This window comes from Stenotrophomonas sp. FR010 (assembly GCF_047520755.2).
GTDB classification, from domain to species: Bacteria; Pseudomonadota; Gammaproteobacteria; order Xanthomonadales; family Xanthomonadaceae; genus Stenotrophomonas; species Stenotrophomonas sepilia.
Map to the genome: position 1 here is coordinate 41,029 of NZ_JAXBQT020000006.1, position 17,243 is coordinate 58,271.

The following is a 17,243-nucleotide window of genomic DNA, read 5'->3' on the forward strand; positions in this document are numbered from 1 at the left end:
TGCATCAAGTCACTCCCTGATGCCCCATGGCCGCCGCCTTCAGCGATCGCTTCAGTGATGCCACCCGCCAGCTCGCCGCCGCGGCAACCCGCGCGAACCGGTTGGCGTTGGAGAACGCGGAAAGCATGTTTGGCGTGCAGCTGAAGGCGATGGAGCGCAACCTGACCGCGACCGGTGGCTGGCTGGGTGAACTGGCCCGCAGCGACGACACGGCCGGGATGCTCAACAGGGGCGCACAGCTGTGGCAGGACAACCTGCAGCGGCTGGGTCAGGCCCAGCAGGATGTGGTTGGTCTCGGCCTGCAGGCCAGCAAGGCCTGGTCCGAACTGGTGCAGGGTTACAACGAATCAACGGCGGACGCGAACAGTCACTGACGCGACGCAACGCTCATTGCATGGGTCCCTCCCCCCATGCAATCCGGACCCGGCAGATCCCTCCCTCTGCCGGGTCTTTTTTTGCCCGTTGTCTGGATTGAATAGCGCTTCCTCGTCTGGATTTCCTGCGAGCTGATGGGCCCCGCCGGGGCAGGCAGGGGTCTGGGCAAATGTCCCCCGGCGCCGGCCGTTGGCCGTCACCTCCTCCTTTACTTTGCACAGACCCCTGCCCGCCCCGACGAGGTTCGGCTTACGGTGGGCAAGGCGGCGATCAGTCCGCCTTCAATAAAGCGCCGATAGATTTCGAACGCAGGGCGGAGACCCTTGCGTACGAAGTAAAGGGGGAGGTGACGGCAAACGGCCGGCGCCGGAGGACATTCGTACGCAAGGGTCTCCGCCCTGCGCCACGCAGAATGAACCCACCACACGCGTGCCTTCGTTTCGATTCGCCGCGAATTGAACGGCCCCGCCGGGGCGGGCAGGGGCCTGGGCAAATGTCCCCCGGCGCCGGCCGTTGGCCGTCACCTCCTCCTTTACTTTGCCCAGGCCCTGCCCGTCCCGACGAGGTTCGGCTTGCGGCGGCCAAGGCACCGAGCAGGCTGCCTTCAACAAAGCGCCGATAGATTTCGAACGCAGGGCGGAGGCCCTTGCGTACGAAGTAAAGGGGGAGGTGACGGCCAACGGCCGGCGCCGGAGGACATTCGTACGCAAAGGCCTCCGCCCTGCGCCACGCAGAACGAATCCGCCACACGCCACGCAGAACACACCGCAAAGGAACCTCAGCGCCCGCGACCACCGTGCCAGTGCTGGTGCCACGCCTGGAACATCAGCACGTTCCACAGGTGCGTGTGCCACTTGCGCTCGCCGCGCAGGAACGCTTCCCAGATGCCGCGCACGCGCGCCGCATCGAAACAGCCCTGGTTGCGCAGCAGCTGCGGGTCCAGCAGCGCCTCCGCCCAATCGCGCAATGGACCGGCCAGCCAGCGCGCCATCGGCGGGCCAAAGCCGCGCTTGGGACGGTACACCAGCGGCTCGGGCAGGTAGCGTGCCAACAGGTGCTTCAGAATCAGTTTGTGTTCGCCATCGTGGTACTTCAGGTGCTGCGGCAGGCGCCAGGCCAGTCGCACCACCTCCATGTCCAGCAGCGGCGCACGGGTTTCAACGCCCGCCGCCATGCCCGCGCGGTCAACCTTGGCGAGAATGCCCTCGGCCAGGTCCATGCGGAAATCCAGCAGCTGGATGCGCGCTTCGGCCGGCAGCGCCGTGTCCTGCTGCTGGAAGATCGTCACCGGTTCACGCGCGCCCAGCACCACCTGCGCCGGCTGCCGCCAGCGGGTCACCCGCTGCAGGTAGTGGCCTTCCACATCGTTGGCAGCAACCTCGGCCACCAATGCACGCCAGCCACCCAAGCGACCACGCTCGGCGTTCATGCGGTTGCCGCTGCGCCGCGCCAGGTCGCGTACCCAGTCCGGCAAGCCACCGCACAGGCGCGCATTGCGCAGCGCGCGGCCATAGCTGGGGTGGCCGAAGAACAGTTCATCGCCACCGTCACCGGTCAGCGCCACCGGCTTGCGTGCCCCCAGCAGTTCACTGGCCAGCAGCGTCGGCAGCTGCGACGCGTCGGCGAACGGTTCGCACCAGACCTGCGGCAGGCGCTGCAGCAGATCCAGGCCCTGGCGCGCGTCCATGCGGTGCAGGTGATGCTGCACACCCAGATGGCGCGCGACCTGCGACGCCCAGTCGCTCTCGTCATGTCCCGGATCGTCGAAGCCGACCGTCCATGCTTCGATCGGCAGGTTGGATTGGGCCTGCATCATCGCCGTCACCAGCGAGGAGTCGGTGCCACCGGACAGGAACGCGCCACAGGCCAGCGGCGAGTGCATGCGTGAAGCGATGGCTTTCTGAAGTACCACCTCAAGCTGATCGGTGGCCTGTTCCAGGCTCGGCGCCGGTTGCACCGGCTCCTGCAGTGCACGCTGCATTGCTTCGCGTGCGCACCAGTAACGCGCGCCCCCCTGCGCGGCCTGGCTGGAGCAACCCGCGGCATGGTCGCTGAGATCGATGCGCAGCATCGCGCCCGCCACCAGCTTGTGGATGCCGCGGTAGATGGTGTGCGGCGCCGGCACATAGTCGTGGCGCAGCAGCAGGCTCAGCGCATCCTGGTCGATACTCGGGGCGAACCCGGCGAAAGCCTGCAGCGCCTTCAACTCCGAGGCGAACAGGAACCGGCCCTGGCACCAGCCGTAATACAGCGGCCGCTCGCCCACCGGATCACGGGCCAGCCACAGCACGCGCGACTCGCGGTCCCAGACACTGAAACCGAAGGCGCCCTCGATACGCGCCAGCGCCCGCTGCACGCCCCATTCGACGATCGCCTGCAGCAGCAGCCGTGCATCGCTGCAGCTGCGTGGCAGATCGCGCAACTGCGCCTGCAGGTCAGCGCGGTTGTACAGGCGGCCGTCCAGGCACAGCACGTAGCGACCGCAGTCCGAGCTCAGCGGCTGCAACGGCGTGTCGGCCGGCGCCCGGCAGTGGCCCAGCGCGAGGCCGGCCTCGGCGTCGGTCCAGTAACCGATGCGGCCACGCCCACGCTGCTGCAGCGCCCGCAGCATTGGCGCCAGCTGCTGCAGCAGCTGCTCGTCCTCGGCGGGCGGCAGCCAGGCCCCGACCACGCCGCTCATCGGGAGCCTCCGCACTGGCGGCGGCGGGACGGGTTCAGCAGGCAGGGGGCGGCGGGCGACATGGGGACGGCACGCGGAGCGGAGAAGACTCCATGCTCGGCCGCAGGCCCCGTCGCGTCAGTCGCTTTGCTGTCAGCGATCGTCACCCGCCGTATCACGAAGGTAACGTTTTGTAACAGCGGCAGGCTATGCTGGGCGGCAAGTCGTTGCCGGGACTGAGACCCGGCCCGTGCGCCAGCAACCCCGGCTGAATGGCGCCCGCCCCGGCACCCGGGCGGCCCGATGGCTGGGATAGCATCGCCGCGCTCGTGCCGTGGCGGTACGTCTGCGCCTACGGAGGCCTTGGAAATGCTGGATATCGTACTGGTCGAAGACGATGCCCGCCTGGGAACGATGGTCAGTGACTACCTGCAGCGGCATGGCTACCAGGTCGCCCATGAACGCAGCGGCGAGCGGGCAGTGGCCCGGATCCTGGCCGAAAAGCCGGCGCTGGTGCTGCTCGATGTCGGCCTGCCCGACCAGGATGGTTTCGAAGTGTGTCGGCAGATCCGCCCTCACTATGACGGCATCATCTGCGTGCTGACCGCCCGCACTGACAACATTGACCAGGTGCTGGGACTGGAGCTGGGGGCCGACGACTACATCGGCAAACCGATCGAACCGCGGGTGCTGCTGGCGCGGCTGCGCGCCCACCTGCGCCGCCACCGCCGGGTCGAACCGCGTGACGGCAGCCTGCGCTTCGGCGAGCTGAACATCGACCCGTCCACACGCAACGTGCACCTGCAGGGCAGCCTGCTGGAGCTGACCACGGCCGAGTTCGACCTGCTGTTCCTGCTGGCCAGCAACGCCGGCCAGATCCTGGACCGCGACGCGCTGCTGCGCGGCCTGCGTGGCATCGCCTTCGACGGCCTGGACCGTTCGATCGATGCCCGCATCTCGCGCCTGCGCCGCAAACTGGGCGACAACCCCGAGCAGCCGGAACGGATCAAGACCGTCCGTGGCCGCGGCTACCTGTTCAGCCGCTCGGCATGGGGATGAAGCGCACGCCCTCGGCGATGCGCGGCCACGCCTTCCACTTCCTGCGCTACGGCGTCGGCTTCCTGGTCGCCCACCTGTTGTTGATCGTGCTGGGCCTGTGGGCCTGGGATGCCCTGCTGGAAGACCGCACGGAAGCTGGTCTGCAGGCCGAGATGCGTGGCACCCATGCGCTGCTGCAGCACCGTTTCGCCGAAACCCCGCGCGACCAGTGGCCGGTGCTGGCACGCGAACTCGACGCCGATTTCGCCTACGCGCTGCGCATGGTGCCGCTGGCTGAGGCAGTGAGGGCGTTGCCGGCCAGCCAACGTCCGCCGTTCAACAACGGCCGCGTGCAGATCGACCTGGAGCACATGCGCAGCCTGCAGCGCATTGGTGACAGCGACTACGCGGTGATGCTGGGGCCGCTGGACGAAGCGCTGCCGGACGAGGGCTGGCAGGACAGCGAAGTGTCCGGCGTGGCGATCCTGCTGCTGATCCTGATGGTGGCGGTGGCACTTCCGATGTACGTGATGGTCTATCGGTTGTGGCGCGACGTCTCGCAGCTGGCACAGGCGGCCAGGCAGATGCGCGATGGCCAGTTGGACACGCGAGCGCCGCGTGCGGGCACCGCGCTGGTGCGGCCACTGGCCAATGCCTTCAACCACATGGCCGAGCAGCTGCAGCAGCTGCTGGAAAGCCAGCGTGTGCTGGCGCAGGCGGTGGCGCACGAAGTGCGCACGCCGTTGGCGCGGATGCGTTTCGGCCTGGCCGACCTGGAGGACACCGCGCTGGATGATGGGCAGCGCGATGCACTGGGCGGATTGCGCACCGATGTGGATCGGCTGCAGCACCTGACCGATGCCGGCGTCGAGTACGCCGCACTGGGCCGCTGCCATCAGCCGACCCGCCAGCGCCTGCAGCTAGCGGCGCTGGTGCGTGGCGTGGTCGCTCAGTTCGCGCCGCTGCCGATGCCGGTGCAGCAGGCGCTGTCGCCGGTGGGCCTGGTCAACGTCAACCGGCACATGCTGGAGCTGGCACTGCGCAACCTGCTCGGCAATGCACTGCGTTACGCGCGCCGGCAGATCCGTATTGCCAGCACCGTCAATGACGGCTGGCTATGCCTGCAGGTGGAGGACGACGGCCCCGGCATCGCACCCGAACTACGCGGCCAGGTGCTGCAGCCCTATGTCCGGCTGGACCCGGGCAGTCCCGGCTTCGGCCTCGGCCTGGCGCTGGTGCAGGTGGTGGCCGACAAGCATGGCGGCCACGTCGAAGTGACCGATTCGGCGCTGGGCGGTGCCTGCATCCGCCTGCGCCTGCCGCTGGAAAACGGCGGCATCGTCGAATGCGAAGCGGCCTGCTAGGCCGCCGGTTCCGCACGCGGCAAGGCGAACACGAACAGCGCGCCACGCTCGCTGTCGCGCAGTTCGATGCGGCGGCCGTGCAGCTGCACGATGCGCTGCACGATCAACAGCCCCAATCCGCCGTTCTCGCCGCGCCGCGCGCCCAGCGCGGCCGGTGCCTGGAACAGCTGGGTGCGCAACGCCGGCGCGACCCCTGGGCCGTCATCGGCCACGCTGACCTCCACGCTGTCGGGAGTCGCACGCAGGCGCACTTCGATCTGTCCACCGTCAGGTGCATGGCGCAGCGCGTTGTCGAGCAGGTTGGTCAACACCCGTTCGACCAGGCCCAGGTCGGCGCGCACCAGCGGCAGGCCGGGGGGGAACGCCGCGTGCAGCTGCTGGCCGCGCGCCTGTGCCGCCAGTTCGAACTTCTGCAGCACGTCCTGCAGCAGCTCCGGTAGTGCGAACACCTCCCACTCCAACCGCACTTCGCCATGTTCCAGCCGCGCCAGCTCGAACAGCGCGCGCGCCAGCCGGCCGACCTTGGCGCTCTGTGCCAGCGCGATGCCGAGATAGCGGCGGCGCTCATCCGGCGACAGCGTGGCGTCCTTCAACGCCAGCGTTTCCAGGTAGCCATGCAGCGACGACAGCGGCGTGCGCAGGTCGTGCGAGATGTTGGCGACCAGTTCGCGGCGCTGCAGGTCCTGCTGGCGCAGCTGCTGCCACTGCTCGCCCAGCCGCTGCGCCATCTGCGCGTGCGCGTGTTCGAGGATCACCAGCTCGTCGCGCTCACCGGGGCGCAGCGGCTCCGGCGGTGGCAACGGCGTGGGTGCGTCGATGTCGAAGGCCTGGATGCGCCGGGTCAGCCGCCGCAGCGGACGGGTCACCCAGTAGAACGCCACCAGCCCGGCCAGCAGGCCGAGGCCACCGACCAGCACCACCGACCACAGCGTGGTGTTCCACTGGCTGCCGGCGGCAAGATCGTCGGCCAGCATCTGCCGGTGCTCGCCGACCAGCACCACGTACACGTAGCCCGCCGGCCGGCCCTGCACGATCAGAGGTGCCGCGCTGAACACCTTGCGGCCATTCGCGCTGCGCGGGTCATCGCCGAGGATCGGCAACGGCGCACCGGCCAGCAGGCGGCGCAGCGGCGCCACGTCCACCCGGTTTCGCACCAGGTGCCCACTGGGTGCATCGTGGCCGAGGATGCGGCCCTGGTCATCCAGCAGGTAGACCTCGACGCTGGGGTTGACCGCCATCAGCTGGCCGAACAGCGCCCGCACCGCCGCATCACGCATGCCGCTGGTATCCATCAGCTCGCTGCGCTGGGCGATGTGCTCGGCCAGGCCCAACGACAACCGCTGTACCACCTCCTGCTCGTGGCGGGTATTGGCACGCATCTGCAGTGCAAGCAGCGCCATGCAGCACGTCAGCATCAGCGCAGCGGTCACCACTGCCAGCTTCTGCCACAGGTTCGGCTTGATCATGCCGCCGCTCCGGCCGGGTCGACCAGCTTGTAGCCACGGCCCCATACCGTCAGCAGCCGCCGCGGATTGGCCGGATCGGGCTCGATCTTGCTGCGCAGGCGGTTGATATGGGTGTTGACCGTATGCTCGTAGCCGTCGTGCTGGTAGCCCCAGACCTGGTTGAGCAGTTCCATGCGCGCGAACACCTGGTCCGGGTGACGGGCAAAGAACAACAGCAGGTCGAACTCGCGCGGGGTCAGCTCCAATGGATTGCCATCCACCGAGGCGGTGCGCGCGACCGGGTCCAGCTGCAGTCCCCCCAGCTCGATCGCGCCGGCATCGATGCGTGCGCTCTGCGCCATCGCCTCGGCGCGGCGCAGCAGCGCGCGCACGCGTGCCACCAGTTCCGGCATCGAGAAGGGTTTTGCCAGGTAATCGTCCGCGCCCAGTTCCAGGCCGACGATGCGCTGGGTTTCGCTGCCGCGCGCACTGATGATGATGATCGGCACATACCGCGCCATCGCGCGTGCGCGCTGGCACACCTGCAGCCCGTCCACGCCGGGCAGCATCACGTCCAGCACCAGCGCGTCCCAGGGACCTTCCTGCTCGAGCAGGCGCAGGCCGGCATCGCCGCTGGCAGCATGGGCGACGTCGTAGCCCTCATCGCCCAGGTGCATGCGCAGCAGGTCGGCGATGTGGGCATCGTCTTCAACAATCAGCACGCGTTTGGTCGACATCGTCAGCTCAAGGCCAGTGGGGAGGCGGGTTGCATTGTGGCGCGGGACGGCCGCCGATACCTCACGAAAAATTGAATCCTGCGTGAGGATTCGTTGATCCGGGCGGGCGCAGCATGGCCCCGTCACCCCCTTCCCGGAGTCCGCCATGTCCTTGTCCCGCCGCCATCTGCTGGGCCTGGGCGGTGTTGCCACCGCCGCCGGCCTGCTCGGCCTGGGGGCCTGCAGCCGCGCCGCCCCCGCCGCCGCCGAAGCGCGCCCGTCGCGACAGTTCGAGGTCATGCACAGCGATGCCGACTGGCGCCAGCGCCTGACCCCGGCGCAGTACGCGGTGCTGCGCCAGCAGGCCACCGAACGGCCGTGGAGCAGCCCGCTCAACAAGGAACACCGCCAGGGCACCTTCGCGTGTGCCGGCTGTGCGCTGCCGCTGTTTTCCTCGTCCACCAAGTTCGAGAGCGGCACCGGCTGGCCCAGCTTCTGGGCGCCGCTGCACAACGCCATCGGCGAAGACCGCGACGTCACCTTCGGGATGCTGCGGGTGGAGGTGCACTGCCGTCGCTGTGGCGGCCACCTCGGCCATGTGTTCAACGATGGCCCACGCCCGACCGGGCTGCGCTACTGCATGAACGGTGCGGCGATGGTGTTCGTTCCCGGCGCCACGGATGGCACTGCCGACGGCTGGCGGGTGCCGGTCGGTTCTTCCCCTGTTTCCGGAGCCTGACGATGCTGCTGTTGCTGCTTGCCTACCTGGGGGGCGCGCTGACCCTGCTCAGCCCCTGCATCCTGCCGGTGCTGCCGTTCGTGTTCGCGCGTGCCGACCGTCCGTTCCTGCGCAGCACGCTGCCATTGCTGCTGGGCATGGCGCTCACCTTCACCGTGGTCGCCAGCCTGGCCGCGGTGGGCAGCCAATGGGTGGCACAGGCCAACCAGGTCGGGCGCTGGATCGCCCTGCTGCTGATGGCGCTGTTCGCGGTCGCCCTGCTGTGGCCACGACTGGCCGACCATCTGCTGGCGCCGTTCCAGCGCGTGGGTGCCCGTCTGAGCGCGCGCGCCGATGCCGCGGATGCCGCTGGGCGCGGCGGCGCGTGGACCTCGCTGCTGATCGGCATCGCCACCGGCCTGCTGTGGGCACCGTGTGCAGGTCCGATCCTCGGCCTGGTGCTGACCGGTGCCGCCCTGCATGGTGCCAGCGCTGGCACCAGTGGGCTGCTGCTGGCGTATGCGCTGGGCGCGATCACTGCGCTGGCGCTGGCGGTATGGGTGGGTGGCCGCGTGTTCCGTGCGCTGCAGGCGCGGCTTGGCCTCGGCGATGTGCTGCGCAAGGTGCTGGGCGTGGCCGCCTTGCTGGCGGTGGTGGCAATCGGCCTGGGCTGGGATACCGGCCTGCTGACCCGTCTATCCACGGTCAGCACCGCGCGTATCGAGCAGGGCCTGCTGGACGCGGTACCCGGCGCGCAGCCGGCGGCACCACCGATGATGATGATGGCCGGTGCCAACGCCGCTGGCGATGCACCGCTGCCGGTCGAGGGCACCCTGCCCGCGCTGGACGGGGCCACCGGCTGGCTCAACAGCCCACCGCTGACGGCCCAGCAGCTGCGCGGCAAGGTGGTACTGGTCGACTTCTGGACCTACTCCTGCATCAACTGCCTGCGTGCGATGCCGTTCGTGCACGAATGGGAGCGCCGCTACCGCGACCACGGCCTGGTGGTGATCGGCGTGCACACGCCGGAGTTCGCCTTCGAGCGTGACCCGCGCAACGTCATGAAGGCGGTGCAGCAGCTGAAGGTCGAGTACCCGGTGGCGCTCGACAACCAGTACACGATCTGGCGCGCATTCAACAACCGCTACTGGCCGGCGCAGTACTTCGTTGATGCGCAGGGCAACATCCGCGGCCACCAGTTCGGCGAAGGCAACTACGCGCGTTCGGAACAGATGATCCGTCGCCTGCTGACCGAAGCCGGGCAGGCCAACCTGCCGCCGCCTGCCGATCCTGCTGCCGCCGACCTGAAAGGCGTGGCCGTGCAGGCCGACATGGGCAACCTGCGCTCGCCGGAAACCTATCTGGGCCACGCCCGCGCCGAGCAGTTCGCCTCGCCCGGCGGACAGCGCAGCAACAGCGCGTTCGACTACACGCTGCCGACCACCCTGGCGTTGAACCAGTGGGGACTGTCGGGGCGCTGGACCGTCACCGATGAAGCCGCACAGCTGCAGCAGGCCGGTGGCCGCATTGCCTTCCAGTTCCATGCGCGTGACCTGCACCTGGTGCTGGCGCCCAGCCGCGACGGCACGCCGGTGCGCTTCCGCGTCTGGCTGGATGGCAAGGCGCTGCCCGCTGCCGATGCCGGTAGTGATGTCGGCGCCGATGGCAGTGGCGTGGTCGACGAGCATCGCCTGTACCAGCTGGTACGCCAGCGCGGCACAGTCGGCCCGCATCGCTTCGAGATCGAATTCCTCGATGCGGGCGTGCAGGCCTATGCCTTCACCTTCGGTTGAACCGGGAGCAGATGATGAAACTCTCCTTTGAACAGGGCATCGCCGCCGGTGTTGCCGGCCTGGTGGCCATGGCATTGATTGCCGGGGTGCTGCTGGTCGATCACGGCGCGGCTGCGGCGCCGGTCGAAGCCAGCGCGCAGATCCAGGCACTGCCGGCCCCCACCGGCGATGCGGCGTTCCGCGATGACGCCACCCACGCCAGCGTGGTGTTTGCCGGCGGTTGCTTCTGGGGCGTGCAGGGCGTGTTCCAGCACGTCAAGGGCGTGAGCAATGCGGTATCCGGCTATATCGGTGGCAGTGCAGCCAATGCGCGCTATGAGCGCGTCAGCGGTGGCCAGACCGGCCATGCCGAAGCCGTAAAGATTGACTACGACCCGCGCCAGGTCAGCTATGGACAGCTGATGCAGGTGTTCTTCTCGGTCGCGCACGACCCGACCCAGCTCAACCGCCAGGGTCCGGACCACGGCAGCCAGTATCGCTCGGCGATCTTCAGTGACGACGCCCGCCAGCAGGCGGCCAGCCGCGCCTACATCGCCCAGCTCGGCCAGGCCGGCAGCTACCGCGCACCGATCGTAACCCAGCTGGTCAGCGGCCAGCGCTTCTACCCGGCCGAGAGCTACCACCAGAACTACATGACCAACTACCCGCAGGCCGCCTACATCCGCTACTACGACGCACCGAAGCTGGTGGCCCTGGCCAGGCAGTTCCCGGCGCTGTACCGGCGCGAGGCGGTGCTGGTGCCGATGCGCTGACGGCATTTCCCCTGGGGCTGATCGGTGCTCGGCTCTACACACCCCAAAAAGACGCACGGCGATCCCGCCGTGCGCTTGGAATGCGCCGGCCACGCCCCGATCAGGCCCGGCCGACGACGACATGCTAGGCTCGCCATCATCATGGGTACAGCACCAGATGGTGGGATGTTCGATGGATACAGATGACCAGGTCACGATGATCCCTCCACGCTACCAGCGGCTCTCCGACGAACTGGCCGAGGCCATCCACGGCGGTCGCCTTCCGGTCGGCAGTCGCCTGCCTTCGCTGCGGCAGATGGCGTCGCAGCGCAGGCTCAGCCTCAACACGGTGATCGCGGCATATCGCCAGCTGGAAGATGCCGGGCTGGTGATTCCGCGGCCGAAGGCGGGCTTCGAAGTCGCGCCGCGGCTGTCGGTGCCGGAGCGTTCGCTGCGCGACACCCCGTCCGCGCCCACCGCGCCGCTGCAGCAGGTGCTGATGGCCCGGGTACTGGAAGCACAGCGCCGCCCGGGTGTGGTCGACCTGGCCTTCGCCGGCCCACGTGGTCGCCAGTTCTATCCCGGCGCGCAGCTGGCCCGGCATACCGCGCAGGTGCTGCGCCACGGCCAGCAGACGGTGGAGACCTATGCGAGACCCAACGGCTCCCCCCGGCTGCTGGCGCAGATCGTGCGCCGCAGTCCGCGCATGGGTCTGCACACCCACGCCGAGCGACTCCTGCTGACCCATGGTGCGATGGAGGCCCTGCAGCTGGCGTTGCGCGCGGTCACCCAGCCCGGTGACGCAGTGGGCATCGAGGCGCCGTCCTACTTCAACCTGTATCCGTTGCTGGCCAACCTCGGCCTGCAGGCCATCGAGTTGCCCACCCACCCGCAGCACGGGCTGGATGTGGATGCACTGGATGCGCTGCTGGAGCACACGCCGCTGGCCGCACTGGTGGTGATGCCGACCGTGCACAACCCGCTCGGCTGCACCATGCCGACCGCCGCCAAACAACGCTTGGCCGAGCTGGTCAACGCACGGCAGCTGCCCCTGATCGAGGATGCGGTGTACGCCGAGCTGCAGTTCTGCGAGCCGCCGGCACCCTTGCTGAAAGCCTTCGATCGCGATGGCTGGGTGATGGTGGTCGGTGGCTTCTCAAAGACACTGGCGCCGGATTACCGCATCGGCTGGCTGGATGGCGGCCGCTTCGCAGAGCGCATCGCGCTGCTGAAGTTCCAGTCCACCGGCGGTGAGCCGCAGCTGCTCGGCGATGCGGTGGCCGCTTATCTGGAAGCAGGCAGCTACGAGCACCATCTGCATCGCATGCGCCGCCTGTACCGCGAACAGGTGGGACGGCTGCGCCAGCTGGTAGCCGAGCATTTCCCGGCAGGCACCCGCGCCACCGAACCACAGGGCGGATTCCTGCTGTGGCTGGAACTGCCGGGCGTGGACACGCGCGAGCTGTTCGAGCGAGCGTTGCAGGAGGACATCGTGTTCATGCCCGGCCAGGTCTATTCGCGTGGCGCGCGCTATCGCCACTGCCTGCGGCTGTCGTGCTGCCAGAGCCTGGATGCACGCTTCATCGGTGCGGTGGAACGGCTGGGTGCGATCGCGCGGGAGCTGGCAGTGCGCCAGCTCCTGTAGAGCCGAGCCCACGCTCGGCTGCCCTTCGCTGACGGTCCCCCGCTGAGCCGAGCATGGGCTCGGCTCTACAGGAAGCAGGTCAGTCGAGCAGGTGCGTACTCAGGATCTGACCATCCGCCCCCGGCAGATGCGGCAGCCGTCCCCAGCACGGCATCGGCAGGCGCTGCTGCAGCGTGGCGATGTTCTCGTCCTGGCGCTGCATTGCCGGGTCGATGTGGTTGCCGATCCAGCCCAGGCAGTCCACGCCGCTGGCCTGCAGCGATTGCGCGGTCAACCGCGCGTGGTTGACGCAGCCCAGCCGCATGCCCACCACCAGCAGCACCGGCAGCTGCAGCGCACGCACCAGGTCGAGCTGGTCCAGCGTGGCCGAGACCGGCGCCAGCCAACCGCCCACGCCCTCCACCACGACGATATCGGCCTTCGCGCGCAGGCGTTCGAACGCGGCCACGATCGGCGCCAGCTCCACCTGCACGCCGTCCTCGGCAGCGGCCAGCTCCGGTGCCAGTGGCTGCCGCAGCGCATAGGGATTCAGATCGGCATAGTCCGGCACCGGCCAGCTGGCCGCCTGCAGCGCCAGCGCGTCCTCGTTGCGCAGGCCCTGCCCCAGATCCTCGCTGCCGCTGGCCACCGGCTTCATGCCCACTGCACGCAGGCCACGCTGGCGCAGTGCATGCAGCAGCGCGGTGCTGGCCGCGGTCTTGCCGATTTCGGTATCGGTGCCGGTAACGAACAGGGCGGGCGGCAGCGTAGCGGGCAACGGCATCGATGGGCTCCAACAGGGCAACAGTGTGTGCATTATCGCCGGCCCGGTGCACTTGCTAGACTGCGGGCATGTTCGCCAATGCCTCGCTCACCGGCAGCAAGCCGGAACAATACGCCCAGCTGCTGGAACAGGCCCGTGGCCTGGTCTACGCCGAGTCCGACCGCATCGCCAACGCGGCCAACCTCTCCGCACTGGTCTATCACGCCCTGCCCGACCTGAACTGGGTGGGCTTCTACCTGTATGACGGCAAGGAACTGGTGGTCGGCCCGTTCCAGGGCCTGCCGGCCTGCGTGCGCATCCCGCTGGACAAGGGTGTGTGCGGTGCCGCCGCCAGCCAGCGCGTAACCCAGCGCGTGGACGACGTCGATGCCTTCCCCGGCCACATCGCCTGCGATTCGGCCTCGCGTTCGGAGCTGGTGGTGCCGCTGCTGCGCGGCGATGAACTGATCGGCGTATTCGATATCGACAGCCCGAAGGTCGGCCGCTTCGACGCCGACGATCAGGCCGGCCTGGAAGCCATCGCCCGCGTGTTCGTCGAGGCACTGGGATGAGCGCACCGAAGCTGCGCAACATCGGCCCGAAAAGTGCAGCGTGGCTGCGCCAGGTCGGGCTGCGCAGCCGCGAGGACCTGGTGGCGATCGGCGCAGTCGGCGCCTTCGTCAAGGTCAAGCGGGCCGGCTTCAAGCCCAGCCTGAACCTGCTGTACTCGCTGGAAGGCGCATTGCTGGACTGCCACTGGCAGGAGCTGAGCGAGCCGCAGCGTGAAGCGCTGGTGCAGGACTATGAGGCGCGCATCGCCGCGCATCCGCTGAAGGCGGCCGGCCCGGCGTCGGGCCCGGTGCATGAGCAGCGCTTCGATGCCGACGATGAGGCCGAGGACAACGTGGCCGAGCGCGCGGACGAGGATTGACTGCACCGGTAGTGCCGGCCGCTGGCCGGCAACTGCGTGATCCTTGCAACGTTCCTGAGGCTGCCGGCCAGCGGCCGGCACTACCGATGGACTACGGCTGCTGCAGTTCCAGCAGCTCGCCCACCAGCCCGACCTCGCCCCGCTCCAGCCACACCCGCAGGCGCGTGCCGTGGTCGATGCGCAGGGCCCAGCACAGCGACATCGGCAGGCCGCAGACCTGCGACAACACCATGCGCAGCGGGCCACCATGGCTGACCACCAGCGTCGGCACCGGATCATCATCATCGAGCAGGCGATCCAGCGCGCGCGCGATACGCCGCTCGAAATGCCCCCAGCTCTCGCCGTTCGGCGGCGGGAACGCATGCGGATCGGCGTGGAAGGCGGCCAGCGCATCTTCCGGCAGGTCGAACAGCGACTGCCCGTCCCAATCGCCGAAATCCAGCTCTTCCCATTCCTCGTCCGCTTCGACGTCCAGCCCGCGTGGGGTGGCCAGCGCCATCGCCGTGTGCAGCGCGCGCAACCGCGGTGAACTGATCACCCGCTCCCAGCGTTGCTCGGCATAGGCCTCGACCAGCTCCTGCGGCAGGCCGGCCAGCTGCGGTGGATCGCTGCGGCCATCAAGGAACTCATCGCGACCGTTGCCGGCGTGGCGGACCAGGTCGAGGATCATGCGTGCGTCCCGGACGGGCGGCGCAGGTACAACGGAGAACGGGCAGACATCGGTAACGGCACCACGGGATCGAGCAACCATTCTAAAGGCACAGCAAAGGCAGCCGCGCAGGCGCGACGCAACGGGACGGCCTGCGATGCCGTAGACTGCGCGCACTTCCAGGTGACCTGCGGCCGTGGCCGGCAGGTTGAAACGGGAAGCCGGTGACGCGTGATTCCACGCCAGGCCGGCGCTGCCCCCGCAACGGTAAGCACGTCAGTTCCAGGCAACACCGCCACTGTGCCGCAGGCATGGGAAGGCGCCTGGACGGTGGCCTCGCGCCACCCGGCGGCAAGCCCGGAGACCGGCCCGGAAGCCTCAGGTCGCGATGCGGTGGGCATGGCGCTGGATGACCGTGGCGTGCGCTGCGGCATCGGCGCGTGCCTGCCTTCGCGGCTCCTCCCCTTCGCCACGCGGGCGTGCGTGGCACCTGGAGTCCCCCATGAAGCTGCAGTCCCGAATGCTGTCCCTGGCCGTACTGGCCGTACTGGCCGCCCTGCCCGCGCTGGCACAGGCCGCCGATGACACCACCGCGCTCGACCAGATCCTGGTCACCGCCACGCGCACCCCGATCGCCCTGCAGGACAGCATCGCGCCGGCCCAGGTGATCGACCGCGCGCAGATCGAATCCAGCCAGGCCACCTCGCTGCAGGAACTGCTGCGCGGCCGCGCCGGCATCAACCTGACCAATGCCGGTGGGCTCGGCAAGCAGAGCTCGCTGTTCCTGCGCGGCACCAACTCGGGCCACACCGTGGTGCTGGTCGACGGCGTGCGCATCAACAGTGCCGACCTCGGCCTGGCGATGTACCAGGACCTGCCGCTGGCGCAGATCGAGCGCGTGGAAATCGTGCGTGGCCCGCAGTCGAGCCTGTACGGCGCCGATGCCATTGGCGGCGTGATCCAGATCTTCACCCGCCGCAACCAGAGTGATTTCGCCCCGCACTTCCAGCTCGGTGGCGGCAGCAACGGCCTGCGCGAAGTCAGCGGCGGGATCGGCGGCGGGACCGAACGCGGCTGGTTCGGCGCCGACATCGCCTACCAGCATTCCGATGGCATCGATGCCTGCCGCGGCTCGGCAACGCTGTTCACCGGCTGCTTTGCCGACGAACATGACCGCGATGGCTACCGCAACCTGTCCAAGAGCCTGCGCGGTGGCTACACCTTCAACGACCAATGGAACGTGGAAGGCAGTGCATTGCGTGCCGACGGAAAGAACCATTACGACGGCTACTACAACTATTCGGAAACCCGCCAGCAGGTGCTGGCCGGCAAGGTGCGCTACACCCCGTCCGAACGCCTGGCGTTCACCGCCAATGTCGGGCGCAGTGACAACGAGTCGGACAACTTTGGTGACTTCGGTGCCCGTGGCAGCGCTCAGACCCACCGCGACAGCGCCTCGCTGCAGGGTGACTTCGCCTTGGCCGAAGGCCAGCTGCTGAGCACCGGCGTGGACTGGAGCGAAGACAACCTCGATGGCAGCAGTGCCGGATATCGGGTCGACAGCCGCCGCAACACCGGCGTGTTCGTGCAGTACCAGGGGCGCTTCGGCCGCCACCAGTTGCAGGCCAGCGCGCGCAACGACGACAACCAGCAGTTCGGCAACCACGCCACGGGCAGCCTCGGCTGGGCGATGGAGCTCGGCCACGGCCTGCGTGTCAATGCCAGTTACGGCACCGCGTTCAAGGCGCCGACCTTCAGCGACCTGTACGACCCGTGGAGTGGTGTGCCGACGTTGAACCCGGAGAAGTCCAAGAGCGCCAACCTGGGCGTTTCGCAGCAGGGACAGGGCTGGCACTGGGGCCTGGACGTCTATGAAACCCGCATCGATGATCTGATCACCTACGATGCGGCGACCTTCAGGATGCAGCAGGTGGAGAAGGCGCGCATCCGCGGTGCCGAACTGACCGGTGGCGTGCTGCTGGCCGGCTTCGACATCAACGCCCAGCTGAGCTACACCGACCCACGCAACCGCACCGGCGGCAGCACGCAGTTCGACAACTGGCTGCCGCGTCGTGCACAGCAGACCGCGCGCCTGGACATCGACCGGCGTTTCGGGGACTTCCGCGCAGGCCTGACGGTTCAGGGTGCGGGCAAGCGCTATGACGATGCCGCCAACGCGGTGAAGGTGGGGGGGTACGGCACGCTGGATCTGCGCGCCGAGTACGCGCTGACGCCGTCGTGGTCGCTGCTGGCGCGTGCCACCAACGTGTTCGACCGCAGGTATGAGACGGTGGCGTGGTTCAACCAGCCGGGCCGTGAGTACCAGTTGAGTGTGCGTTACCAGCCGAAATGACCGCGACGGTCATGGTAGTGCCGGCCGCTGGCCGGCAACATCATGACCTTCGGCAACGCATTCCGGGTTGCCGGCCAGCGGCCG

General features: G+C 68.6%; 15 protein-coding genes and 1 riboswitch. Of the genes, 10 read left to right on the top strand and 5 right to left on the bottom strand.

All coding sequences use genetic code 11. From position 1 onward, the window contains the following. The first annotated feature begins 26 nt into the window (after nucleotides 1–26). Entirely contained in the window at nucleotides 27–374 is a 348-nt protein-coding gene (locus ACM0PK_RS07170) for a phasin family protein (protein WP_134971482.1), read from the top strand. Nucleotides 375–1,153: 779 nt separating this feature from the next. Here the strand turns inward: ACM0PK_RS07170 and asnB are convergent. Further along, on the bottom strand, nucleotides 1,154–3,055 hold the full coding sequence (gene asnB / locus ACM0PK_RS07175; protein WP_414606965.1) for an asparagine synthase (glutamine-hydrolyzing): 1,902 nt from the start codon (nucleotides 3,053–3,055) through the stop codon (nucleotides 1,154–1,156). Between the two features lie 348 nt (nucleotides 3,056–3,403). Here asnB and ACM0PK_RS07180 point away from each other — a divergent pair, with 348 nt between their 5' ends. Both ACM0PK_RS07180 and ACM0PK_RS07185 read left to right on the top strand, forming a co-directional pair. Continuing rightward, nucleotides 3,404–4,093, top strand: a complete 690-nt coding sequence (locus ACM0PK_RS07180) for a winged helix-turn-helix domain-containing protein (protein ID WP_004141029.1) — start codon at nucleotides 3,404–3,406, stop codon at nucleotides 4,091–4,093. Then, entirely contained in the window at nucleotides 4,090–5,436 is a 1,347-nt protein-coding gene (locus tag ACM0PK_RS07185; RefSeq protein ID WP_180866770.1) for an ATP-binding protein, read from the top strand. Before ACM0PK_RS07180 ends, ACM0PK_RS07185 begins: the two co-directional genes overlap by 4 nt. Here ACM0PK_RS07185 and ACM0PK_RS07190 read toward each other — a convergent pair. Both ACM0PK_RS07190 and ACM0PK_RS07195 read right to left on the bottom strand, forming a co-directional pair. After that, nucleotides 5,433–6,902: a sensor histidine kinase gene (locus ACM0PK_RS07190; protein ID WP_180885613.1), complete on the bottom strand. Its 1,470-nt coding sequence runs from the start codon at nucleotides 6,900–6,902 to the stop codon at nucleotides 5,433–5,435. The genes ACM0PK_RS07185 and ACM0PK_RS07190 overlap by 4 nt on opposite strands. Beyond that, the gene (locus ACM0PK_RS07195) at nucleotides 6,899–7,618 is read right to left on the bottom strand and encodes a response regulator transcription factor (RefSeq protein ID WP_005415146.1); all 720 of its coding nucleotides are present in this window, start codon (nucleotides 7,616–7,618) and stop codon (nucleotides 6,899–6,901) included. Before ACM0PK_RS07195 ends, ACM0PK_RS07190 begins: the two co-directional genes overlap by 4 nt. 145 nt (nucleotides 7,619–7,763) lie before the next feature. Between ACM0PK_RS07195 and msrB the strand changes: the two genes are divergently transcribed. From msrB to ACM0PK_RS07215, 4 genes are all read left to right on the top strand, one after another. Continuing rightward, nucleotides 7,764–8,336 (top strand): peptide-methionine (R)-S-oxide reductase MsrB, encoded by a 573-nt coding sequence (gene msrB, locus ACM0PK_RS07200; protein WP_005415145.1) that lies wholly within the window; start codon nucleotides 7,764–7,766, stop codon nucleotides 8,334–8,336. Between the two features lie 2 nt (nucleotides 8,337–8,338). Continuing rightward, entirely contained in the window at nucleotides 8,339–10,108 is a 1,770-nt protein-coding gene (locus ACM0PK_RS07205) for a cytochrome c biogenesis protein DipZ (RefSeq protein ID WP_180885611.1), read from the top strand. Between the two features lie 14 nt (nucleotides 10,109–10,122). After that, nucleotides 10,123–10,860: a peptide-methionine (S)-S-oxide reductase MsrA gene (gene msrA, locus ACM0PK_RS07210; RefSeq protein ID WP_134972457.1), complete on the top strand. Its 738-nt coding sequence runs from the start codon at nucleotides 10,123–10,125 to the stop codon at nucleotides 10,858–10,860. A gap of 172 nt (nucleotides 10,861–11,032) precedes the next feature. Next, entirely contained in the window at nucleotides 11,033–12,484 is a 1,452-nt protein-coding gene (locus ACM0PK_RS07215; protein WP_180866778.1) for an aminotransferase-like domain-containing protein, read from the top strand. A 79-nt stretch (nucleotides 12,485–12,563) separates the two neighbouring features. On the opposite strand, the gene bioD is transcribed toward ACM0PK_RS07215, so the two are convergent. After that, the gene (bioD, locus tag ACM0PK_RS07220) at nucleotides 12,564–13,247 is read right to left on the bottom strand and encodes a dethiobiotin synthase (protein WP_061478648.1); all 684 of its coding nucleotides are present in this window, start codon (nucleotides 13,245–13,247) and stop codon (nucleotides 12,564–12,566) included. Nucleotides 13,248–13,315: 68 nt separating this feature from the next. On the opposite strand from bioD, the gene msrC reads away from it, so the two are divergent. Beyond that, a complete protein-coding gene (gene msrC / locus ACM0PK_RS07225; protein ID WP_004140850.1) occupies nucleotides 13,316–13,798 on the top strand; it encodes a free L-methionine (R)-S-oxide reductase MsrC in 483 nt (160 codons plus the stop codon). After that, nucleotides 13,795–14,157: a TfoX/Sxy family protein gene (locus ACM0PK_RS07230; RefSeq protein WP_005415140.1), complete on the top strand. Its 363-nt coding sequence runs from the start codon at nucleotides 13,795–13,797 to the stop codon at nucleotides 14,155–14,157. The genes msrC and ACM0PK_RS07230 overlap by 4 nt, the downstream gene beginning before the upstream one ends. Before the next feature lie 91 nt (nucleotides 14,158–14,248). On the opposite strand, the gene ACM0PK_RS07235 is transcribed toward ACM0PK_RS07230, so the two are convergent. After that, entirely contained in the window at nucleotides 14,249–14,827 is a 579-nt protein-coding gene (locus ACM0PK_RS07235; protein ID WP_005415139.1) for a histidine phosphatase family protein, read from the bottom strand. 143 nt (nucleotides 14,828–14,970) lie between these two features. Next, nucleotides 14,971–15,193, top strand: a riboswitch (cobalamin riboswitch). Nucleotides 15,194–15,308: 115 nt separating this feature from the next. On the opposite strand from ACM0PK_RS07235, the gene btuB reads away from it, so the two are divergent. Beyond that, the gene (btuB, locus tag ACM0PK_RS07240; RefSeq protein WP_414606966.1) at nucleotides 15,309–17,159 is read left to right on the top strand and encodes a TonB-dependent vitamin B12 receptor; all 1,851 of its coding nucleotides are present in this window, start codon (nucleotides 15,309–15,311) and stop codon (nucleotides 17,157–17,159) included. Nucleotides 17,160–17,243 lie beyond the last annotated feature (84 nt).

Coding starts and splice junctions, on each gene's coding strand:
- msrB (WP_005415145.1), top strand. CDS start 7,764: ATGTCCTTGTCCCGCCGCCATCTGCTGGGCCTGGGCGGTGTTGCCACC.
- msrC (WP_004140850.1), top strand. CDS start 13,316: ATGTTCGCCAATGCCTCGCTCACCGGCAGCAAGCCGGAACAATACGCC.
- msrA (WP_134972457.1), top strand. CDS start 10,123: ATGAAACTCTCCTTTGAACAGGGCATCGCCGCCGGTGTTGCCGGCCTG.
- asnB (WP_414606965.1), bottom strand. CDS start 3,055: ATGAGCGGCGTGGTCGGGGCCTGGCTGCCGCCCGCCGAGGACGAGCAG.
- ACM0PK_RS07190 (WP_180885613.1), bottom strand. CDS start 6,902: ATGATCAAGCCGAACCTGTGGCAGAAGCTGGCAGTGGTGACCGCTGCG.
- ACM0PK_RS07230 (WP_005415140.1), top strand. CDS start 13,795: ATGAGCGCACCGAAGCTGCGCAACATCGGCCCGAAAAGTGCAGCGTGG.
- ACM0PK_RS07205 (WP_180885611.1), top strand. CDS start 8,339: ATGCTGCTGTTGCTGCTTGCCTACCTGGGGGGCGCGCTGACCCTGCTC.
- ACM0PK_RS07185 (WP_180866770.1), top strand. CDS start 4,090: ATGAAGCGCACGCCCTCGGCGATGCGCGGCCACGCCTTCCACTTCCTG.
- ACM0PK_RS07180 (WP_004141029.1), top strand. CDS start 3,404: ATGCTGGATATCGTACTGGTCGAAGACGATGCCCGCCTGGGAACGATG.
- ACM0PK_RS07215 (WP_180866778.1), top strand. CDS start 11,033: ATGGATACAGATGACCAGGTCACGATGATCCCTCCACGCTACCAGCGG.
- ACM0PK_RS07235 (WP_005415139.1), bottom strand. CDS start 14,827: ATGATCCTCGACCTGGTCCGCCACGCCGGCAACGGTCGCGATGAGTTC.
- ACM0PK_RS07170 (WP_134971482.1), top strand. CDS start 27: ATGGCCGCCGCCTTCAGCGATCGCTTCAGTGATGCCACCCGCCAGCTC.
- ACM0PK_RS07195 (WP_005415146.1), bottom strand. CDS start 7,618: ATGTCGACCAAACGCGTGCTGATTGTTGAAGACGATGCCCACATCGCC.
- btuB (WP_414606966.1), top strand. CDS start 15,309: ATGAAGCTGCAGTCCCGAATGCTGTCCCTGGCCGTACTGGCCGTACTG.
- bioD (WP_061478648.1), bottom strand. CDS start 13,247: ATGCCGTTGCCCGCTACGCTGCCGCCCGCCCTGTTCGTTACCGGCACC.